Source organism: Scytonema sp. UIC 10036 (genome assembly GCF_009725235.1).
Map to the genome: position 1 here is coordinate 1 of NZ_WJFC01000051.1, position 15,969 is coordinate 15,969.

Genomic DNA, 15,969 nt, shown 5'->3' on the forward strand with positions numbered 1-15,969 from the left:
AGCCATACCGTCTTGCATTTGGGTCTTGTGGTCCGCGACCTCCCACTTGAAATTCGTACATATGCTCATCTTTGCGACTTAATAATTCTGATAGCAAATTTTTTCGTTCAGAAATACTGATATTAACTATCATAACAAATCTTAGATTTATTAGTAACTAATATATCACATTCTAAGTATCAATTGAATTTAATTCAATTACGAATTACGAATTACGAATTATTCTGGTGGTAGCTTAGGTGTATTCTTTAGCACGGGACAATTCTCACTAACCGCTACTGCTCTTAGTATTCCTGGTATTGCGTTAAATGACAGCCCACTACTTTTCGAACATCCTCTTAGTGGAGACTGATTAACATAATAAACTTTAGCATTTCAACTGTTGAAAGAGCGAGTCTTTCCCACGCTCGTGCAAAACACGGCATTGCCGATTCGGATTTGAGTGGCGGAGTGTTCGACAACAGAGGAGGTTACTATAGAGTTTATAGCTTTTCTTATGATGAAAAATTATGCTCAATTTAAATCATACCAAATGTTCTATCCCAAGGAGGAAACGTTAAATTAATGAACCACTCATTTTGCTTCTATTCGTTTTTCTTTTTCGGGATTATTTTTGCCCGATACTTTCTGATCGCAGGGGGAGCGTACTTGCTCTTCTATTTGGTTTTAGGGAAATCTCTCGCCAAACGGAGTTTACGTTTAAAGCCACCGTTGAGTCAGTCGATTTGGAAGGATGTTGAACTATCGATTCTCTCGGCGGTGATTTTTGCTTTTTGTTCGGCTTTCATCATCTCAGAATACGATTTGGGAGTAACGCTCTTGTACACTGACCTATGTGAGTATGGGCTGTGGTATTTAGGAGTCAGCTTTGTGGCGGTGCTCATCCTTCAGGATACGTACTTTTACTTTATGCATCGGATGTTTCACCACCGCTTGCTTTTCAGATGGATGCATTTTGGACACCACCGTTCAGAAGAGCCAACACCGTGGAGTTCCTTCGCGTTCGATCTGCCTGAGGCGATTGTACAGGCACTCTTCTTTATAGGTATAGTCTTCCTAGTCCCACTCCATTTCATCGCCTTAGTTGCCTTGCTCATGACGATGACGATATGGGCAATGTTGAATCATCTTGGATTCGAGCTATTTCCCCCGTCATTTAAGAGCCACTGGTTCGGAAGGTGGTTCATCGGTGCAACGCATCACTCGATACATCATCGCAAGTACACCGTCCACTACGGATTGTATTTCACACTCTGGGACAAACTGCTCGGTACTCAAGACCCTAACTATGAGAATTATTTTCATTTTGGAAATTTTCCGGTAAGCGCTACAGAAAATGAAAAAGTTCTATGTTCTCATTGTCAACGCACAGCGACGAACGGTATTCAATGTAAAGGAATTTGTGTGGCTGACAATGATTATTAAGGTAAGAATAAATTTTCAACCTATGTGTCCGGATTTGCATGACCGCAGTCGGTAGGGCAATTGCTACCCCCTCAATGTTCGTGGGTTTGGCACAACTTTTCTTTAATCGGTTTGGGTTTGTTCCTTACTTTGTAATGTCTTAAGTGCCGCCCGAATACGGTTAACAGCCGAGCTAAGGTAGTATCCGGCTTCTCCAAGGTCCTTAAAAACATCATCAAAGTAAGGATGTTCTGGTGGAAACAGTTTTCCTAGAGACTTCTCAGTTTGGTCACTTACCCGTGCTTTTAACGCCTTGTCTCAAACATTGGTTCAACAGTCAGCCGCACTGGTTCAATTTCTGGAGCCTGTTTATCTTTCATCGGAACGAAGTGAATTTCGACGGCATAACCAGCACCCGATGCAAGCTTTGTTAAAGTTTCAAGCTTGGGAATTTGTTTTCCCGATTCAATTCTAGCTAGTTGTGGTTGTTTGATTCCAATCTTATCTGCAAAGTCGCGTTGGTTTAAGCCACTTACCGATCTTAGGGTAATGACTTTTCGTGCCAGGTTAAATTCAGTTTCCAGTGCATCGTATTCGGCTTTGACAATGTCGCACAGAACTACATCTTGGCGTGGGACTCTAGCTAATCTGTCAACAACAGGTGAACTGCGACGAGTTATATATTGAATACACGTATTCGTATCTAGCAGGTAAATCACAGAAGTTCCCAGAGTCGCTGTTCGTATTCTCCTTGTTCCTTTCTTGTTAGCGGTTCTCCTTCCCACTTTCCAGCAGTCCTCTCAAAAAAACCATGACTCCAGCCTAATTTTTCTGGTGTTTTACTAACTACTAAAGCTTTAGATTGGTCTAGCTTTTCGGCTTGAACTGCTGCTTGTAGAATGTGCTTTAACTGTGCTTGTAGCGATCGCCCATTAAGCTTCGCAAGCATTTCTAATTTCTCCAGCAGCGCTGGTTCTAAATCTTGGATAAGAACTTCAGCCATCGCTCTTACCTCCCTAACAACTTCCTCTGTACATTAACAAATTATTGAGTAATGTGTGTTGTTGTCGAAGCTATTCAAAAATGTGGGGAACACAATTGATTCTAAACAAGACTAACTGCAGTGCTAAACCCTCCAAGAGTTAACTTTTGGAGGTCAACTATATTTTTGTACTCATGCCAAACATTTTTGTTTCAGAACTTTTTTTGAAAAATGCTTCTACAATGTATAAAACCATACTGCATATAACAGCATGGTTTGGTTTAGATATAAAGCTTTAAATTTAGTGTTGTTCTTAACTACACACCTAAATGGCAGTATTCCGAATTCTGTTGCTCGAATTTCACCTTAGCTTCAAAATATACAAGAAGCGTCCCCCGACTAGGAGAGGACGCTCTTGAGTTGAAGTGGCGTTATCTATTAGCCATTGATTGCAGGAGCTTCAACTGCTGCTAAGTCGAGAGGAAAGTTGTGAGCGTTGCGCTCGTGCATGACTTCCATACCGAGGTTAGCGCGGTTGAGGATGTCTGCCCAGGTACCAATCGCACGACCTTGGGAGTCAAGTACGGATTGGTTGAAGTTGAAGCCGTTGAGGTTGAACGCCATTGTGCTAATGCCCAGTGCGGTGAACCAGATGCCGATTACAGGCCATGCTGCCAAGAAGAAGTGCAAGGAACGGGAGTTGTTGAATGATGCGTATTGGAAGATAAGTCTTCCGAAGTAGCCGTGTGCTGCTACGATGTTGTAGGTTTCTTCTTCTTGTCCGAACTTGTAACCGTAGTTCTGAGATTCGGTTTCGGTCGTTTCACGTACTAAGGAGGAGGTTACCAAAGAACCGTGCATTGCACTGAACAAGGAACCACCGAATACACCTGCTACGCCTAACTGGTGGAAAGGATGCATGAGGATGTTGTGCTCTGCTTGGAACACCAACATGAAGTTGAAGGTTCCGGAGATACCCAAAGGCATACCATCAGAGAAAGAACCTTGTCCGATGGGGTAGATTAAGAACACTGCTGTTGCAGCTGCTACAGGTGCGCTGAATGCTACACAAATCCAAGGACGCATTCCCAAGCGGTAGGACAATTCCCATTCACGACCCAAGTAGCAGAAGACGCCAATCAGGAAGTGGAAAACTACCAACTGGTAAGGACCACCACAATAATTCGTAATTCGTAATTCGTAATTCGTAATTGAATTTAAACTCAAACAATGAGAGAATTATTAGTAACAAAGTCTATAATTTTATGATAGTTAATATCAGTATTGCTGACCGAACTAAAAATTTTGCTATCAGAATCATTAAAGCTTGTTGCTTTCTTGATGAAAAGCCAGGAGTTTACCGAACACTCTCAAAGCAATTACTCCGCTCGGGGACAGCTATTGGAGCAAACGTGAGAGAAGCACAGGGAGCACAGTCTGATAAAGACTTCTTAAGTAAGGCGCGAAATTGCTTTGAAAGAAGCTCGAGAGACTCAGTATTGGTTAGAAATATTGATAGAATCTGAGCTAGTTGAAAAACGAAAATTCGAGCTTTTACTTCAAGAAGCTAATGAAATAGGTAAAATATTAGTTGCTTCGACTAAAAAACTTAAAGAAAAATAATTACGAATTACGAATTACGAATTACGAATTATTGTGGTGGGGTAGAAGTGAAGACCAATTGCGTTGGAGCTTGGAACAACTGCACCAGAGATGATGTTGTTGCCGTAGAGTAAGGAACCTGCAACGGATTCGCGGATACCATCAATGTCTACGGGAGGAGCAGCGATGAATGCAATGATGAAGCAGATAGCTGCGGAGAGGAGGGTGGGAATCATCAGTACGCCGAACCAGCCGATGTAGAGGCGGTTTTCAGTGGAAGTGATCCACTCACAGAAGCGTTCCCACACGCTTGCGCTTTGGCGCTGTTGTAAGGTTGCTGTCATGACTTTATAATTGCGGTTAATGTTTTATGAATCAGGCTTTGCGTTTGCCTGTAACTTTACTTTACAATCGTTTACTTAACTTTACAATACCCCGAAAGTTAGTAAAAGTGATAAAAAAGATTAGCTTGAGTTATCATTCGTGTGGAGGACAAGCCCCAAGTTTGGGCGCTCCTGGTAGCGAGTCTGGGCTTACATTAAGTAGAATGCGATTTGCATTTCCTAGCGAGCAAGAAAGCGATCGCCCTAACTGTTACGTGACATTTTAGAATGAAGTAGCTCTCTCGGATGACTTAGTGAACTTATGGTATGCTTAAGAAACTGCGGCTGGAGCGATTTAAGAACTTTAAAGAAGCCGAACTAATTTTAGGTTCTTTGACCCTTTTATGAAATATTGCTCAATATTTATATGTGGCGAACATCGCTTTTCTTCAGTTAATTTCTACTATCCGAGGCTGTCCGTCAGGATAGTAAACACCCAAACAGTTATCTTGAGTATCTGTAACTACCCACGGGTGAGTGACATACGTACTTTGACTGACTCTATCGCCTGGTTGAATCGAACTGTAGAACTTCCGTTTCCCTGAGTAGTCAAGCCAGTAAACTTTTACTGTTTGACTGCGTTGATTGATAAACGTAACTTCAGTAGCGATTTTCCCAGTTCTAGAAATTGAGACTCCCTCAGCGTTACATTTTTTAGATTGAGCATGAGTAACTCTTATGAATGCATTCGGAACGCACAGAAGCAGCACAGTGCTAGCAGTAATCAGATGAAAACGTATGAATTGAAGCATTTATCCCTCTTAAGATGGATGTAAATATCATTTTTTTCCTGAATTATTTGTAGTTTCTCACATTTTTAGCACTAGATTATGTTTTCACGCGCCTTTTTTAACTCAAGGTGTCATACTTTATACAGTCGCAAATCGCCAATCATCGATATCCCCCTTAGCAAGCGATCCTTTGCACCCATGGTTAAAGTACTTAAGCGCTGACATACACTCATCAAAAAACCCGCACGTGGCGGGTACAAACCAAAGGGATAAAACACAGACAAACTGTTAAATATTCTTAATGCTTACCTCCATTTTGGGAATTGGGAATCGGGCATTGGGCATTGGTCAGGTGGTCACTGCTTAAACTGTTGCCAACTGACGATTGGTGCGAGAAATGGTGTTAGCTACGGTAACAACAGTGGACTTGGTAACTGGCTTGTGCTTCACAATGTCGAGAACAGCTTCAAGAGAGGACTCGATAGAACCTTGCAGCCAAGCAGGGAATTTAGAGCAATGTTCGCCTGCAAAGAATAGGGTGTTTTGGGGTCTTTGTGCTGCCAAGTAATTAGATTCGCTGTCATCCCAATGAATGGTGCATCCACCTGCACTCCACTTATACTCACCCCAAGCAATGGATGCTTTGTCTACGATCGCACCAGTCTCATTCAGTTCTGGGTGAAGTTTGCTGACTGTGTTTTGTACGTAATCAAAACGCTCGCTCTCAGACATTTTCCCCATGCGATCGGCATCATCACCGATAGTATAGCTTGCTAACATCACACTGCCACGTTCTGGGTTAAACTTCACACTTGGGTAATATGTTTGACGTACACCTTCACCACTGAAAGAAGCACCACCTTTGATACCTTCTTTTGCCCAGAAAGCTTCCTTGGTATGAAACGCGACCTTAGTACCGGGACAGTAAACGGTGTTGTGGATGGAGTCTAACTTTTGCTCGTCAAAACCGCTTAACTCCATTTTACGGAGTACGCTGAAGGGAATGGTGCATAATACGTAGTCACAGTTCTTGGTGTGCAATTGACCGTTTTGTTTCCAGGTGATTTGGGTATAATCCTTTTCTACACGCAAGGCGACAACTTCAGCATTGCACTTGATATCCGCGTTAATTGATGCTGCCAAGCGCTGAATCAGTTGATCCATGCCACCTTTAAGTTGTAACAAGTCATGGCTGGTTTCGGTCATGATGTCACCGAGGAAGATATCTAATCCTTGGGAACACTTGGCGCGGAAGCTGGGGTTTTGAGTTAAGAAGGAGTGCAAATCGATGGTTTCGCCATCTTCACTAAAGTAAGGATTTAAATCCAAGCGCTCCAATTCATCCATTAAGTGAGATTGCAAATCGCGCTCAAAATCAGAACGAAGATTACCAGGAGCAATTGTATTAATGATGGTTTTGAGCCAAGCGGCAAAATTGCGAGTTTGTTCGCTATAGCGCGTATCAGTTAATAAACCGCCTTCTGAAAGTTGCAGCGTGCGGGGTGCATCTTTCATCTTCAGCACTTGACCGTTGATGTTCATTTTGGCGTTGCTTTCCTCGAACACGGTCATAAACTTACACAGCTTGTCACCGAGTCCCATTTCTTGGACATAATGCAGTGTCAGTTCATGGTCGCTAGGAATACGCATAGCTCCAAGTTCGGCATAAGGTGCATCGGGTTCATTACCGAAGCGGTGCGTCCACACCCGTCCGCCAATGCGTGGGCTTCCTTCTAATATTTCAACAGTATGACCCAAGCGTTCGAGTTCGTAAGCGGCTACCAAACCAGCAATTCCCGCGCCTAAAATTGTAATGTGCTTTTTCTCGTTCGTGTTGTTGATGAATTGGAGTTGTTCTTTAATCATGTTAGCGTCCATTGTTTTATCCCCTTTTGTTTTTGTCTGATGATTTAGGATTCAACTTGCCAGAGAGGATTACGTAATTCTTGTTTTTTTTTGTATAAATTAAATACTATTTATTACGGATACTGACCGATTCTGACTTTTTCTGACGGCTGGGTTTTTGGTGGCAATGGAGGTGTAGCGAGCGAGAGTCCAACTCTTTTGAGTGCGATAAGCCGGCTACGGCTTGCGCTTCGCGATCGCTATGTGCGTCCACCACTACTCACTTTTTTTGCAGTGAGTACCACTACCAGCTGAGATTGCACTTAAGGCTTTGAGTGATGCTTTTTGTGAGTCGGTTAATCCTGTAACTCCAGTAATATTCTTCTTTTTTATCGCGTTCTTCCCCCCACGAGTTACTGGGCGGTGAGGGACGGTTTGACAGATAAAGCGACAGCGTAATTCTAGCAGCAGTATAAGCGGCTATCTTTTCTGCTGATGCAATCAGCGCTGCACGGTACTCTTCCACTGGTGGAGCATCACCACCCAGCGATCGCCTTACTACTTTTGGGTCTATTAAGTAATTTTCAATCTCTTTGCGCTCCCAGTACCAACCTAGTACTTACCAGTTGCAATTCCCCGGAATTATTCTCCAAAGCCAAACCAGTACTCCCCGTCCCATGACCAGAAAAATGTACGATTTGTGGCTCATGATCTAATAAAGCACGGCGTAAGTCGTTAGGCCGCACTGCCATTTTGGAGATGATTTCAAACTGCTCTCGTCTTCTAGCGCGTTCCAAGCCTGCTTGAATTTCCCGCACCTCCTCATCCAGGCGCAGCTTATTTTTGTCCTTGGGGTTTGCTGAGAGGATTAAGATTTTTTTCACGGTACTATTTTGATATGCTTTTTTAGATTGATTCGTAAAAAGTACGTTAACGTTTGAGCTTTTGATACAAATTGAGCATACTATTTTCCGGAGGATTGCAAAAGATGCTGTTTAGTAGCGCTTGCTACACGATCTTTTATCTCTCATCTACGCCGAAATTTTCTCAAAAGAAACTTGCTGCATAATTTGTGCTTTTAACGAATCTGCTGAAATTGCTGCAATAGTTTCCCAATCTTCTTGTGTCAGCAAAACTCCTACTAGTTCTCGTAGTATCTGTCGATCGCAAATGAACTCTTCATAATAAAGTTCATCCATTTCCAAGACAGCGAGTATGCGTTCTCTGACATCTGGTGTAGGTAATCTTAATCTTTGAAGCAGTTTCTCTTTTGCAGTTTTTACTGCAATTATGGTAGCTGTTCCTAAATTCCAATTATTCAGTAGCAACCGCACTTCTCTGTTTAAAGAAATACGTAACGTTTTTAAACGTCCCAATAGTTCAAGGTTAAGCATCAATTCGCCAAACGCAGAACCCCAATCTAATCCCGCACCTATGTTACCACCTACTTTGTCCTCAGCCGCGAGCGCTTTTCTGAACCATTCTTCATCTTTCAACAAATCCATCGGATTTATCGCGTTGTCCTGGTTAGGGGTGGATTGATTGTTTGGTGGTTTTTGCTGACTCATCACTTACATCTGTTACTTCTATCATCTATACAATAGAGACAATTAGATAAGTTGTATGGTATTCCTTGGTAACTTATCACCTAATGCCGCTAAATTATCCAGGGAAACGACGAACTCCATACTCAAAATAAATTAGGTAGTCATAATCTTCGTCTTCACCCAAATCAATCATACCTTGATTTTCATAAAATTCTTCGGCTCCTGGTAAAGAATGTAACCCAACTCTCCCCTCGTAACCTAGTTCTATACTGCGAGTTCTTGCAAACGCCAAAAGTGCAGTACCAACGCCTTTTAATTTCGGCGGACGTTGAATAAATTGTCTGTTCCAAGGAGCTGAGGCAATACCTTTTATGGCACTTGCAATGATTATGACACTGGCTCTCATGGTGTATAGTTTAGGGCAACGCCAACTTCGGCAAGCATTAGAACTTACTCATTCCACTCTCCCCAATCAAAAAGGTCAGCAAAGCTGCCCGTCCTACTTTAAGATGGATTCTCCAATGTTTTCAGTCTATTCATCTTGTATTTGTCGATGGTATTAAATCTTCGATTAAACTCACCGATAAACAAAACCTGATTTTGCAGTTCCTTGGGGCTTCTTCTCATCAATATTATTTTTTATCTTAAATAACCTGCTGAATGTGGGATAAACTCTGTACAATAAGTTATTAGTCCCTGCTGCATCTCCTTCACCATACCAATAAATGTCAGATCAAAGAGCACTCCTAATCGAACTGCTCCGTGCGGCATACGCAGCCTTCAACGCGCGAGAAATTGACGCTGCCCTTGCTCTCATGACTCCGGACGTGGTTTGGCCGAGAGCGTTCAAAGGCGGTTTTGTCCGTGGCCTTGAAGAAGTTCGCGCTTACTGGACGGAGCAATGGAGCGAGATCGATCCGCACGTCGAGCCGCAAACCTTTTACTTGGAGGAGGACGGGCGCATTTTGGTCTCGGTGCATCAGGTCGTGCGTGACTTGGCAGGAGCAGTTCTTGCCTCGGAACACGTGGGCCATCGATTCACCCTTGAACATGGCTTGATTCAAGCTATGGAAGTCTGTCCACTTCTATCGTCCACCCCAAAAGACTAACCACGCGCTCCTTGCGAACAGGCACCCACGGGCGGCCTTCTTCTGTATCCGGGGTGAAATAAGCATCCCTACAGAAAGTTACGCGTTTGGATTTGATGAGCCGCTTTCAACCCAAGCTAGAGCCACGGAGAAACCTGTACCATTTGAAGCCTCTGAAGTTTAGGAGGCTGAAATCTTTGCTATGCCGTTTAAAAAATGAAGCGAATTCATTACAAAAACTTACAAATAGGCGATCGCCACGGTCATTGGACGTTAAAAACTACATTCTTTCCTTCTGCCCTCTGCCTTTCTTCTGGTAATTCCGGCGTTGAGCAACAATCCTACCTCCGATCCTCTCGATAGCGTTATCCAACATTGAGTTGATGGGAATACTAATGCCAGTAAGGAAAACCAAATTCTGTCATAAGGTATGTATAGATGGCGACTATAAACTCTATCCCCATCATTCCAGGATATCAAATTAACTCTCAACTGTATGCTGGCTCCAAAACCAACGTATATCGAGCTATCCGCCAATCAGACCAACTTCCAGTCGTTATTAAACTTCTGACCTTAGAGTATCCCAGTTTTAACGAATTACTACAATTTCGTCATCAGTATACAATCACTAAAAATCTCAACATTGCTGGAATTATTCATCCCTTATCGCTAGAAACCTATGGCAATGGCTATATTTTGGTGATGACAGATCTGGGAAAAACTTCTTTAAGAGAATACATGAAAAACTCGAATATATCCTTAGTAGAAGTTTTGAATATTGCTATTCAACTAGTTCTCATTCTTCGCGATTTACACGAAAATCGCATTATTCATAAAGATATTAAACCAGCAAATATTCTGATTCATCCCCAAACAAAACAGATTCAACTCATTGACTTTAGTATTGCTTCATTACTACCTAAAGAAACCCAAGAAATTAAAAATCCAAATGTTTTAGAAGGAACTCTCGCCTATATTTCCCCAGAACAAACAGGCAGAATGAACCGTGGCATCGACTACCGTAGCGATTATTATTCTCTGGGTGTAACATTATATGAAATATTGACCGGAAAGTTACCATTTAATTGTGATGACCCGATGGAGTTGGTGCATTATCATCTGGCCAAAATGCCACCGCAGCTAAAAGGCAGTAGGCAGGAGGTAGGAGGCAGAAGCAAAGAAATACCAAAAGTCTTATGTGATATTGTTCTGAAGTTAATGGCGAAAAACGCCGAAGATAGATATCAAAGTGCTTTGGGATTAAAGCATGATTTAGAACTTTGTTTAGCCCAACTCCAAGAGACAGGAGAAATTAGAGATTTTGAAATCGGTCAGTGGGATGTCTGCGATCGCTTCCTCATCCCGGAAAAATTATACGGCAGAGAAGCAGAAGTTGCTAGCTTATTACAAGCATTTGAGCGTGTCACTCACAGCCAATCGGAAATCATGCTAGTAGCAGGATTTTCGGGGATTGGGAAAACTGCTGTGGTGAATGAAGTCCACAAACCAATTACTCGTCAGCAAGGTTATTTCATCAAAGGTAAGTTCGATCAATTCAATCGAAATATTCCCTTATCCGCTTTTGTACAAGCTTTACGCGACTTAATGGCGCAATTGTTGTCAGAATCAGACGCACAATTGGTACAGTGGCGCAATCAAATTATTCAAGTTGTTGGAGACAATGGGCAAGTTTTGATTGAAGTCATTCCAGAATTAGAACAGGTAATTGGTAAACAACCGCCTGCACCAGAACTATCAGGAACAGCGGTACAAAATCGGTTTAATTTACTATTTCAAAAGTTTCTTGCTGTCTTCACCACAAAGGAACATCCACTGGTGATGTTTCTGGATGATTTACAGTGGGCAGATTTGGCTTCGCTACAGTTAATTAAACTGCTAACTGAAAATCAAAAATATCTGCTTTTGTTAGGTGCTTATCGAGATAATGAAGTGTCAGCCGTACATCCATTAATGTTGAAGGTGGAAGAACTCAAGAAAACTGGTAAGACTGTTAATACTATTACTCTTGCTCCGCTTTCCTTGAGTGATACCAATCAGTTAGTGGCTGACACTTTACATTGTACGACACAGAGATCGCGTCCCCTAACAGAATTAATCAATCGCAAAACTAAAGGCAATCCCTTTTTTATCACGCAGTTTCTCAAGGCTTTATACGAAGATAAACAAATTAAATTTAATCGCGAGCAAGGTTATTGGGAATGCGATTTGGCTCAAGTCAATGCGCTATCTGTGACTGATGATGTGGTGGAATTTATGGCTACTCAGTTACAGAAATTGCCCCAGAAAACGCAAAATGTCCTGAAATTAGCTGCTTGTATTGGTAACTCTTTTGATTTAACTACTTTGGCAATTGTTTCACAACAGTCGCCACAGGAAGTGGCAGATGCTTTGTGGAAGGCTTTGCAGGAAGGATTGATTTTACCGCAAAGTCAAGTTTATAAGTTTTATCTCAGCCACGAGCAAGAAGTTAATACTAACAATATCGAAAATGTTGCTTATCGCTTTCTGCACGATCGCGTCCAACAAGCTGCTTATTGTTTAATTCCCGAAGACCAAAAACAAGCGACTCATTTAGCGATCGGTCAATTATTGCACGCTAACACACCTGTAACTCAACTAGATACATATATCTTTGAAATTGTCAATCACTTGAATATAGGCGTTGATTTGATAACTCAGCCTGACAAAAAACTGGAGTTAGCGCAACTGAATTTGCTGGCGGGGCGCAAAGCCAAAGCAGCGATCGCCTATAATGCTGCTGTCAAATATTGTACCCAAGGTATTGACTTACTACCCTCCCATGCCTGGACGGAAGATTACAAATTAACCCTGAATCTGCATAATGAGCGTTTAGAAGCTGCGTGCCTGAATACAGACTTTGACAAGCTGGCAGGATGGGGTGACGTTGTGTTACAATCTGCCACTTCTTTGCTGGATACTATCAAAGTCTATGAAACCCGAATGACGGCATTCCGGTCTCAAGGTCAATTTGCCAAAGTCATTGAGACTGGGTTACAAGTGTTGAAATTACTCGGTGTGGAATTTCCCGCACGGCCAACTATAGCAGATATTAGCGCCGCAGATCAACAGACAAGGCAACTATGGATGGGACGCGCACCCCTAAGTTTGCTGGATTTGCCTGCGATGAGCGACCCACATCAACTGGCAGCCATGCAAATAATGACTACACTGGTCTCCTCTGCGTACATTGCTAAACCGACACTGTTACCGCTACTTACATCTAAGCAAGTGGAGATGGCTATCCAATTTGGCAATTCATCTATTGCCATTTTTTCCTATGCAGACTACGGAGTGACTCTTTGTGGTTTGATTGGAGATATTGATGCTGGGTATGAGTTTGGAAAACTTTCATTAAAGTTACTAGAACAACAACAGATTAACGCTTTTAAAAGCAGAGCTTACTTTATTGTTAACAGCTTTATTCGGCACTGGAAAGAACCTTTACATCACAGTATCCCATGTTTGCTAGAAGCTTATCACAGCGGCTTAGAAACCGGAGATTGGGTATGCGTAGCGTTGAACTTAGTGTCATATAGTGAGTGTAGCTATTGGAGTGGTCGAGAATTAAATAATTTGGCTGAGGAAATGGAGACTCATCGGCAAGTCATCAGCCAAGTCAAACAAGAAGCAACGATAAAATATTATGAATGCTACCAGCAAGCGATTCTCAATTTATTAGGACAAGCTGAAGTTCCCTATTGTTTACAGGGCAAAGTCTTCAATGCTGCCCAAATTTTACCCAGCTTACAAGCTGCCAGCAATCGCACGGGGTTATTCTATCTTTATCTCAATCAAGCTGTTCTCTGTTATTTATTCGGAGAATACGAAGCAGCCTCACAACAAGTAGCCTTAGCAGAACAGTATAGCAATGCTGTAACTGGCTATTTCGTCGTAGTTGTCCGAGTTTTTTATGATGCTTTAATTCATTTAGCACGTTACACCGATGTTAATGCTGAAGAACAATCAGCCATTTTAGAGCGAATCAATGCCTATCAAGAAAAACTACAAACTTGGGCTACTCATGCCCCATTCAATCATCAACACCGTTGGCAACTTGTGGCAGCAGAACGCTATCGAGTGCTTGGTCAATTTGCTGAGGCGATGGAACATTACGATTTAGCTATTACCCAAGCCAAAACGCATGGTTATGTGCAAGATGAAGCACTTAGCAATGAACTGGCCGCTAAATTTTACCTAAGTTGGGGCAAACAGAAAGTCGCAGCAAGTTATATGCAGGAGGCATACTACTGTTACGCTCGTTGGGGTGCAAAAGCTAAAACTGAGGATTTGGAAAACCGCCATCCCGATTTACTGCGCGTTCTTCTCCAGCAGAGAGTACAATCACTCCATATGCTGGAAACACTATCGAACAGCGTTAGTCGCCCGAACTCGGTTCATAATTCCACTGATTTGGGTCGTTCTTCTAACACTGACATCAGTACCTTTGATTTTACTGCTATCCTCAAAGCCTCCCAAGCCATTTCCGGCACGATTCAACTGGATGAACTACTGTACAAATTAACACAGATTATTCTGCAACATTCTGGAGGCGATCGCTGTGCCTTAATCCTACCTAATACTCAAGGAAAATGGTTGGTAAGAGCCATTGCTACACCCGAAACCACAGAACTTTGTGCCGAACCTTTAGAGGGCAACCCCAACTTACCAATTAAGTTGATACAGTACGTCAAAAACACCGAAGAAATCGTGATGATTGACGAACTCAAAACCAATTTACCTGTAATTGATGAGTATTTAAGTCAACGACAACCAAAAAGTTTGTTGTGCTTGCCAATTCTTAATCAAGGACACTTAATTGGAATTTTGTATTTAAAGAATCACTCTACTAGTAGTGTGTTTACCAGCGATCGCATCCTCATTCTCAACTTTCTTTGTACCCAAGCGGCCATTTCTCTAGAAAATGCCCGTCTTTATCAAGATTCACAAATTTATGCTCAACAGTTAGAACAATCTCTGGAAAAATTACGGCTCAGTGAAGCCCGCTTTCAGAAACTAGCAGATAATATTCCTGGAATGATTTATCAGATCCGAATTAAAGCCGATGGTTCAGCTTCAGTACCCTACGTCAGTTCTGGGTGTCAAAGACTTTACGAAGTAGCAGCAGAAGATTTCCTGTTAGGGAAATGTAGCCTGCGTGATTTTGAACATCCCGACGATCGAGCAGAAGCCTTTCGCGCAGTTATTGAGTCAGCAAAAAATCTCACCCTATTTCAGCATGAGTGGCGCATTGTTACACCTAATGGAAATATTAAGTGGGTAAAAGCAGCTTCTCAGCCAGAACTGGGCGAGGATGGTGAAATGGTATGGGATGGTATTGTGATTGACATTAGCGATCGCAAACTTGCTGAAGCTGCCATTGAGCAAAAATCTCAAGAACTGGAAAATGCTCTGCAAGAACTGCAACAAGCCCAACTGCAAATGATACAAAATGAAAAAATGTCTGCACTAGGTAACTTAGTTGCTGGGGTAGCTCATGAAATGAACAATCCCCTCGGCTTTATTTCGGCTAGCCTCCAACAAGCTAAACCTATCTTAGCTGATATCACTGAACACCTAAAACTCTATCAAAAAGTTCTACCAAATCCGGAAGCAGAAATTCTCGCTCATGCTGAAGAAATTGACTTAGATTATAGCTTAGAAGACCTACCAAATATGCTCAATGCAATGGTCATGGCTTCTAACCGATTAAAAAATATCAGCACCAGCTTAAGAACTTTCTCCCGTTTCGATAACAATTATCAAGTTTCATTTGACATCAATGAAGGCATTGATAGTACAATTTTAATTCTCAAGCATCGCCTCAAAGCGAATGAGAAACGTCCAGAAATTGCAGTCGTAACTGAGTACAATAATTTCCAGCCAATCGAGTGTTTTCCCGGACAATTAAATCAAGTATTTATGAATATTCTAGCTAATGCCATTGATGCTTTAGATGAGTCAAGTATAGGTCGGAGCTTTGAGTATTTAAAGCTAAACCCACGCAAAATTATAGTGAGAACTGTCATGGAAAATCATACCTTAAAAATATCAATTGCCGATAATGGCACAGGAATAAGCGAAGATGTCAAGGCACGCATATTCAACCATTTATTTACTACAAAAGGAGTGGGAAAAGGCACAGGATTAGGACTAGCGATCGCGCGGCAAATTGTGGAAGAAATACATCGGGGCAAAATTGAAGTTAATTCTGTTTTAGGAGAAGGAACAGAATTTGTAATTTATATTCCAATACGGTTTAGTTAAGGCTCAAAGTTGTTTAAAGAAGGCAACGGGGAACAAGAAACTCTTAACAGGTCATTCCTCCCTGTTCTGACGGGGCGACAA

Annotated in this window: 11 protein-coding genes and 5 pseudogenes; 5 read left to right on the forward strand and 11 right to left on the reverse strand. The window is 42.1% G+C overall.

The window, feature by feature from the left end; all coding sequences use genetic code 11:
* Positions 1 to 564: 564 nt before the first annotated feature.
* Positions 565 to 1,263, forward strand: a pseudogene (locus tag F7734_RS23455) (sterol desaturase family protein); the annotation flags it as partial.
* A 446-nt stretch (positions 1,264 to 1,709) separates the two neighbouring features.
* Here the strand turns inward: F7734_RS23455 and F7734_RS23460 are convergent.
* From F7734_RS23460 to F7734_RS23470, 3 genes and pseudogenes are all read right to left on the reverse strand, one after another.
* Entirely contained in the window at positions 1,710 to 2,123 is a 414-nt protein-coding gene (locus tag F7734_RS23460; RefSeq protein WP_207714189.1) for a helix-turn-helix domain-containing protein, read from the reverse strand.
* Entirely contained in the window at positions 2,120 to 2,407 is a 288-nt protein-coding gene (locus F7734_RS23465; protein ID WP_155746903.1) for a hypothetical protein, read from the reverse strand. The genes F7734_RS23460 and F7734_RS23465 overlap by 4 nt, the downstream gene beginning before the upstream one ends.
* Before the next feature lie 417 nt (positions 2,408 to 2,824).
* Positions 2,825 to 3,562: pseudogene (locus tag F7734_RS23470) on the reverse strand (photosystem II q(b) protein); the annotation flags it as partial.
* Between the two features lie 89 nt (positions 3,563 to 3,651).
* On the opposite strand from F7734_RS23470, the pseudogene F7734_RS23475 reads away from it, so the two are divergent.
* Positions 3,652 to 4,009 (forward strand): annotated as a pseudogene (locus F7734_RS23475) (four helix bundle protein).
* A 38-nt stretch (positions 4,010 to 4,047) separates the two neighbouring features.
* On the opposite strand, the pseudogene F7734_RS23480 reads toward F7734_RS23475, so the two are convergent.
* Positions 4,048 to 4,332 (reverse strand): annotated as a pseudogene (locus tag F7734_RS23480) (photosystem II q(b) protein); the annotation flags it as partial.
* Positions 4,333 to 4,358: 26 nt separating this feature from the next.
* Between F7734_RS23480 and F7734_RS23485 the strand changes: the two are divergent.
* A complete protein-coding gene (locus F7734_RS23485) occupies positions 4,359 to 4,598 on the forward strand; it encodes a hypothetical protein (RefSeq protein WP_155746904.1) in 240 nt (79 codons plus the stop codon).
* A gap of 162 nt (positions 4,599 to 4,760) precedes the next feature.
* On the opposite strand, the gene F7734_RS23490 is transcribed toward F7734_RS23485, so the two are convergent.
* The 7 genes and pseudogenes from F7734_RS23490 to F7734_RS23520 form a co-directional block, all read right to left on the reverse strand.
* Positions 4,761 to 5,123, reverse strand: a complete 363-nt coding sequence (locus F7734_RS23490) for a hypothetical protein (protein ID WP_155746905.1) — start codon at positions 5,121 to 5,123, stop codon at positions 4,761 to 4,763.
* Between the two features lie 342 nt (positions 5,124 to 5,465).
* Positions 5,466 to 6,980 (reverse strand): NAD(P)/FAD-dependent oxidoreductase, encoded by a 1,515-nt coding sequence (locus tag F7734_RS23495; protein ID WP_155746906.1) that lies wholly within the window; start codon positions 6,978 to 6,980, stop codon positions 5,466 to 5,468.
* Between the two features lie 94 nt (positions 6,981 to 7,074).
* Complete coding sequence (locus F7734_RS23500) at positions 7,075 to 7,224, reverse strand: hypothetical protein (RefSeq protein ID WP_155746907.1); 150 nt, start codon at positions 7,222 to 7,224, stop codon at positions 7,075 to 7,077.
* Between the two features lie 27 nt (positions 7,225 to 7,251).
* Positions 7,252 to 7,473, reverse strand: a complete 222-nt coding sequence (locus F7734_RS23505) for a hypothetical protein (protein ID WP_155746908.1) — start codon at positions 7,471 to 7,473, stop codon at positions 7,252 to 7,254.
* Between the two features lie 58 nt (positions 7,474 to 7,531).
* On the reverse strand, positions 7,532 to 7,927 hold the full coding sequence (locus F7734_RS23510) for a CHAT domain-containing protein (RefSeq protein ID WP_347566270.1): 396 nt from the start codon (positions 7,925 to 7,927) through the stop codon (positions 7,532 to 7,534).
* A gap of 51 nt (positions 7,928 to 7,978) precedes the next feature.
* Positions 7,979 to 8,515 (reverse strand): hypothetical protein, encoded by a 537-nt coding sequence (locus F7734_RS23515; protein WP_155746909.1) that lies wholly within the window; start codon positions 8,513 to 8,515, stop codon positions 7,979 to 7,981.
* A 94-nt stretch (positions 8,516 to 8,609) separates the two neighbouring features.
* Positions 8,610 to 8,861 (reverse strand): annotated as a pseudogene (locus tag F7734_RS23520) (GNAT family N-acetyltransferase); the annotation flags it as partial.
* Between the two features lie 358 nt (positions 8,862 to 9,219).
* Between F7734_RS23520 and F7734_RS23525 the strand changes: the two are divergent.
* Together F7734_RS23525 and F7734_RS23530 are read left to right on the forward strand one after the other, a co-directional pair.
* Complete coding sequence (locus tag F7734_RS23525; RefSeq protein ID WP_155746910.1) at positions 9,220 to 9,603, forward strand: nuclear transport factor 2 family protein; 384 nt, start codon at positions 9,220 to 9,222, stop codon at positions 9,601 to 9,603.
* A 417-nt stretch (positions 9,604 to 10,020) separates the two neighbouring features.
* Complete coding sequence (locus tag F7734_RS23530) at positions 10,021 to 15,888, forward strand: AAA family ATPase (RefSeq protein ID WP_155746911.1); 5,868 nt, start codon at positions 10,021 to 10,023, stop codon at positions 15,886 to 15,888.
* The last annotated feature ends 81 nt before the right edge of the window (positions 15,889 to 15,969 follow it).

Bases quoted from the DNA above. Each gene is read 5' to 3' on its own strand.
- F7734_RS23515 (WP_155746909.1), bottom strand. From the start codon at position 8,515: ATGAGTCAGCAAAAACCACCAAACAATCAATCCACCCCTAACCAGGAC.
- F7734_RS23525 (WP_155746910.1), top strand. From the start codon at position 9,220: ATGTCAGATCAAAGAGCACTCCTAATCGAACTGCTCCGTGCGGCATAC.
- F7734_RS23465 (WP_155746903.1), bottom strand. From the start codon at position 2,407: ATGGCTGAAGTTCTTATCCAAGATTTAGAACCAGCGCTGCTGGAGAAA.
- F7734_RS23490 (WP_155746905.1), bottom strand. From the start codon at position 5,123: ATGCTTCAATTCATACGTTTTCATCTGATTACTGCTAGCACTGTGCTG.
- F7734_RS23530 (WP_155746911.1), top strand. From the start codon at position 10,021: ATGGCGACTATAAACTCTATCCCCATCATTCCAGGATATCAAATTAAC.
- F7734_RS23495 (WP_155746906.1), bottom strand. From the start codon at position 6,980: ATGGACGCTAACATGATTAAAGAACAACTCCAATTCATCAACAACACG.
- F7734_RS23485 (WP_155746904.1), top strand. From the start codon at position 4,359: ATGAATCAGGCTTTGCGTTTGCCTGTAACTTTACTTTACAATCGTTTA.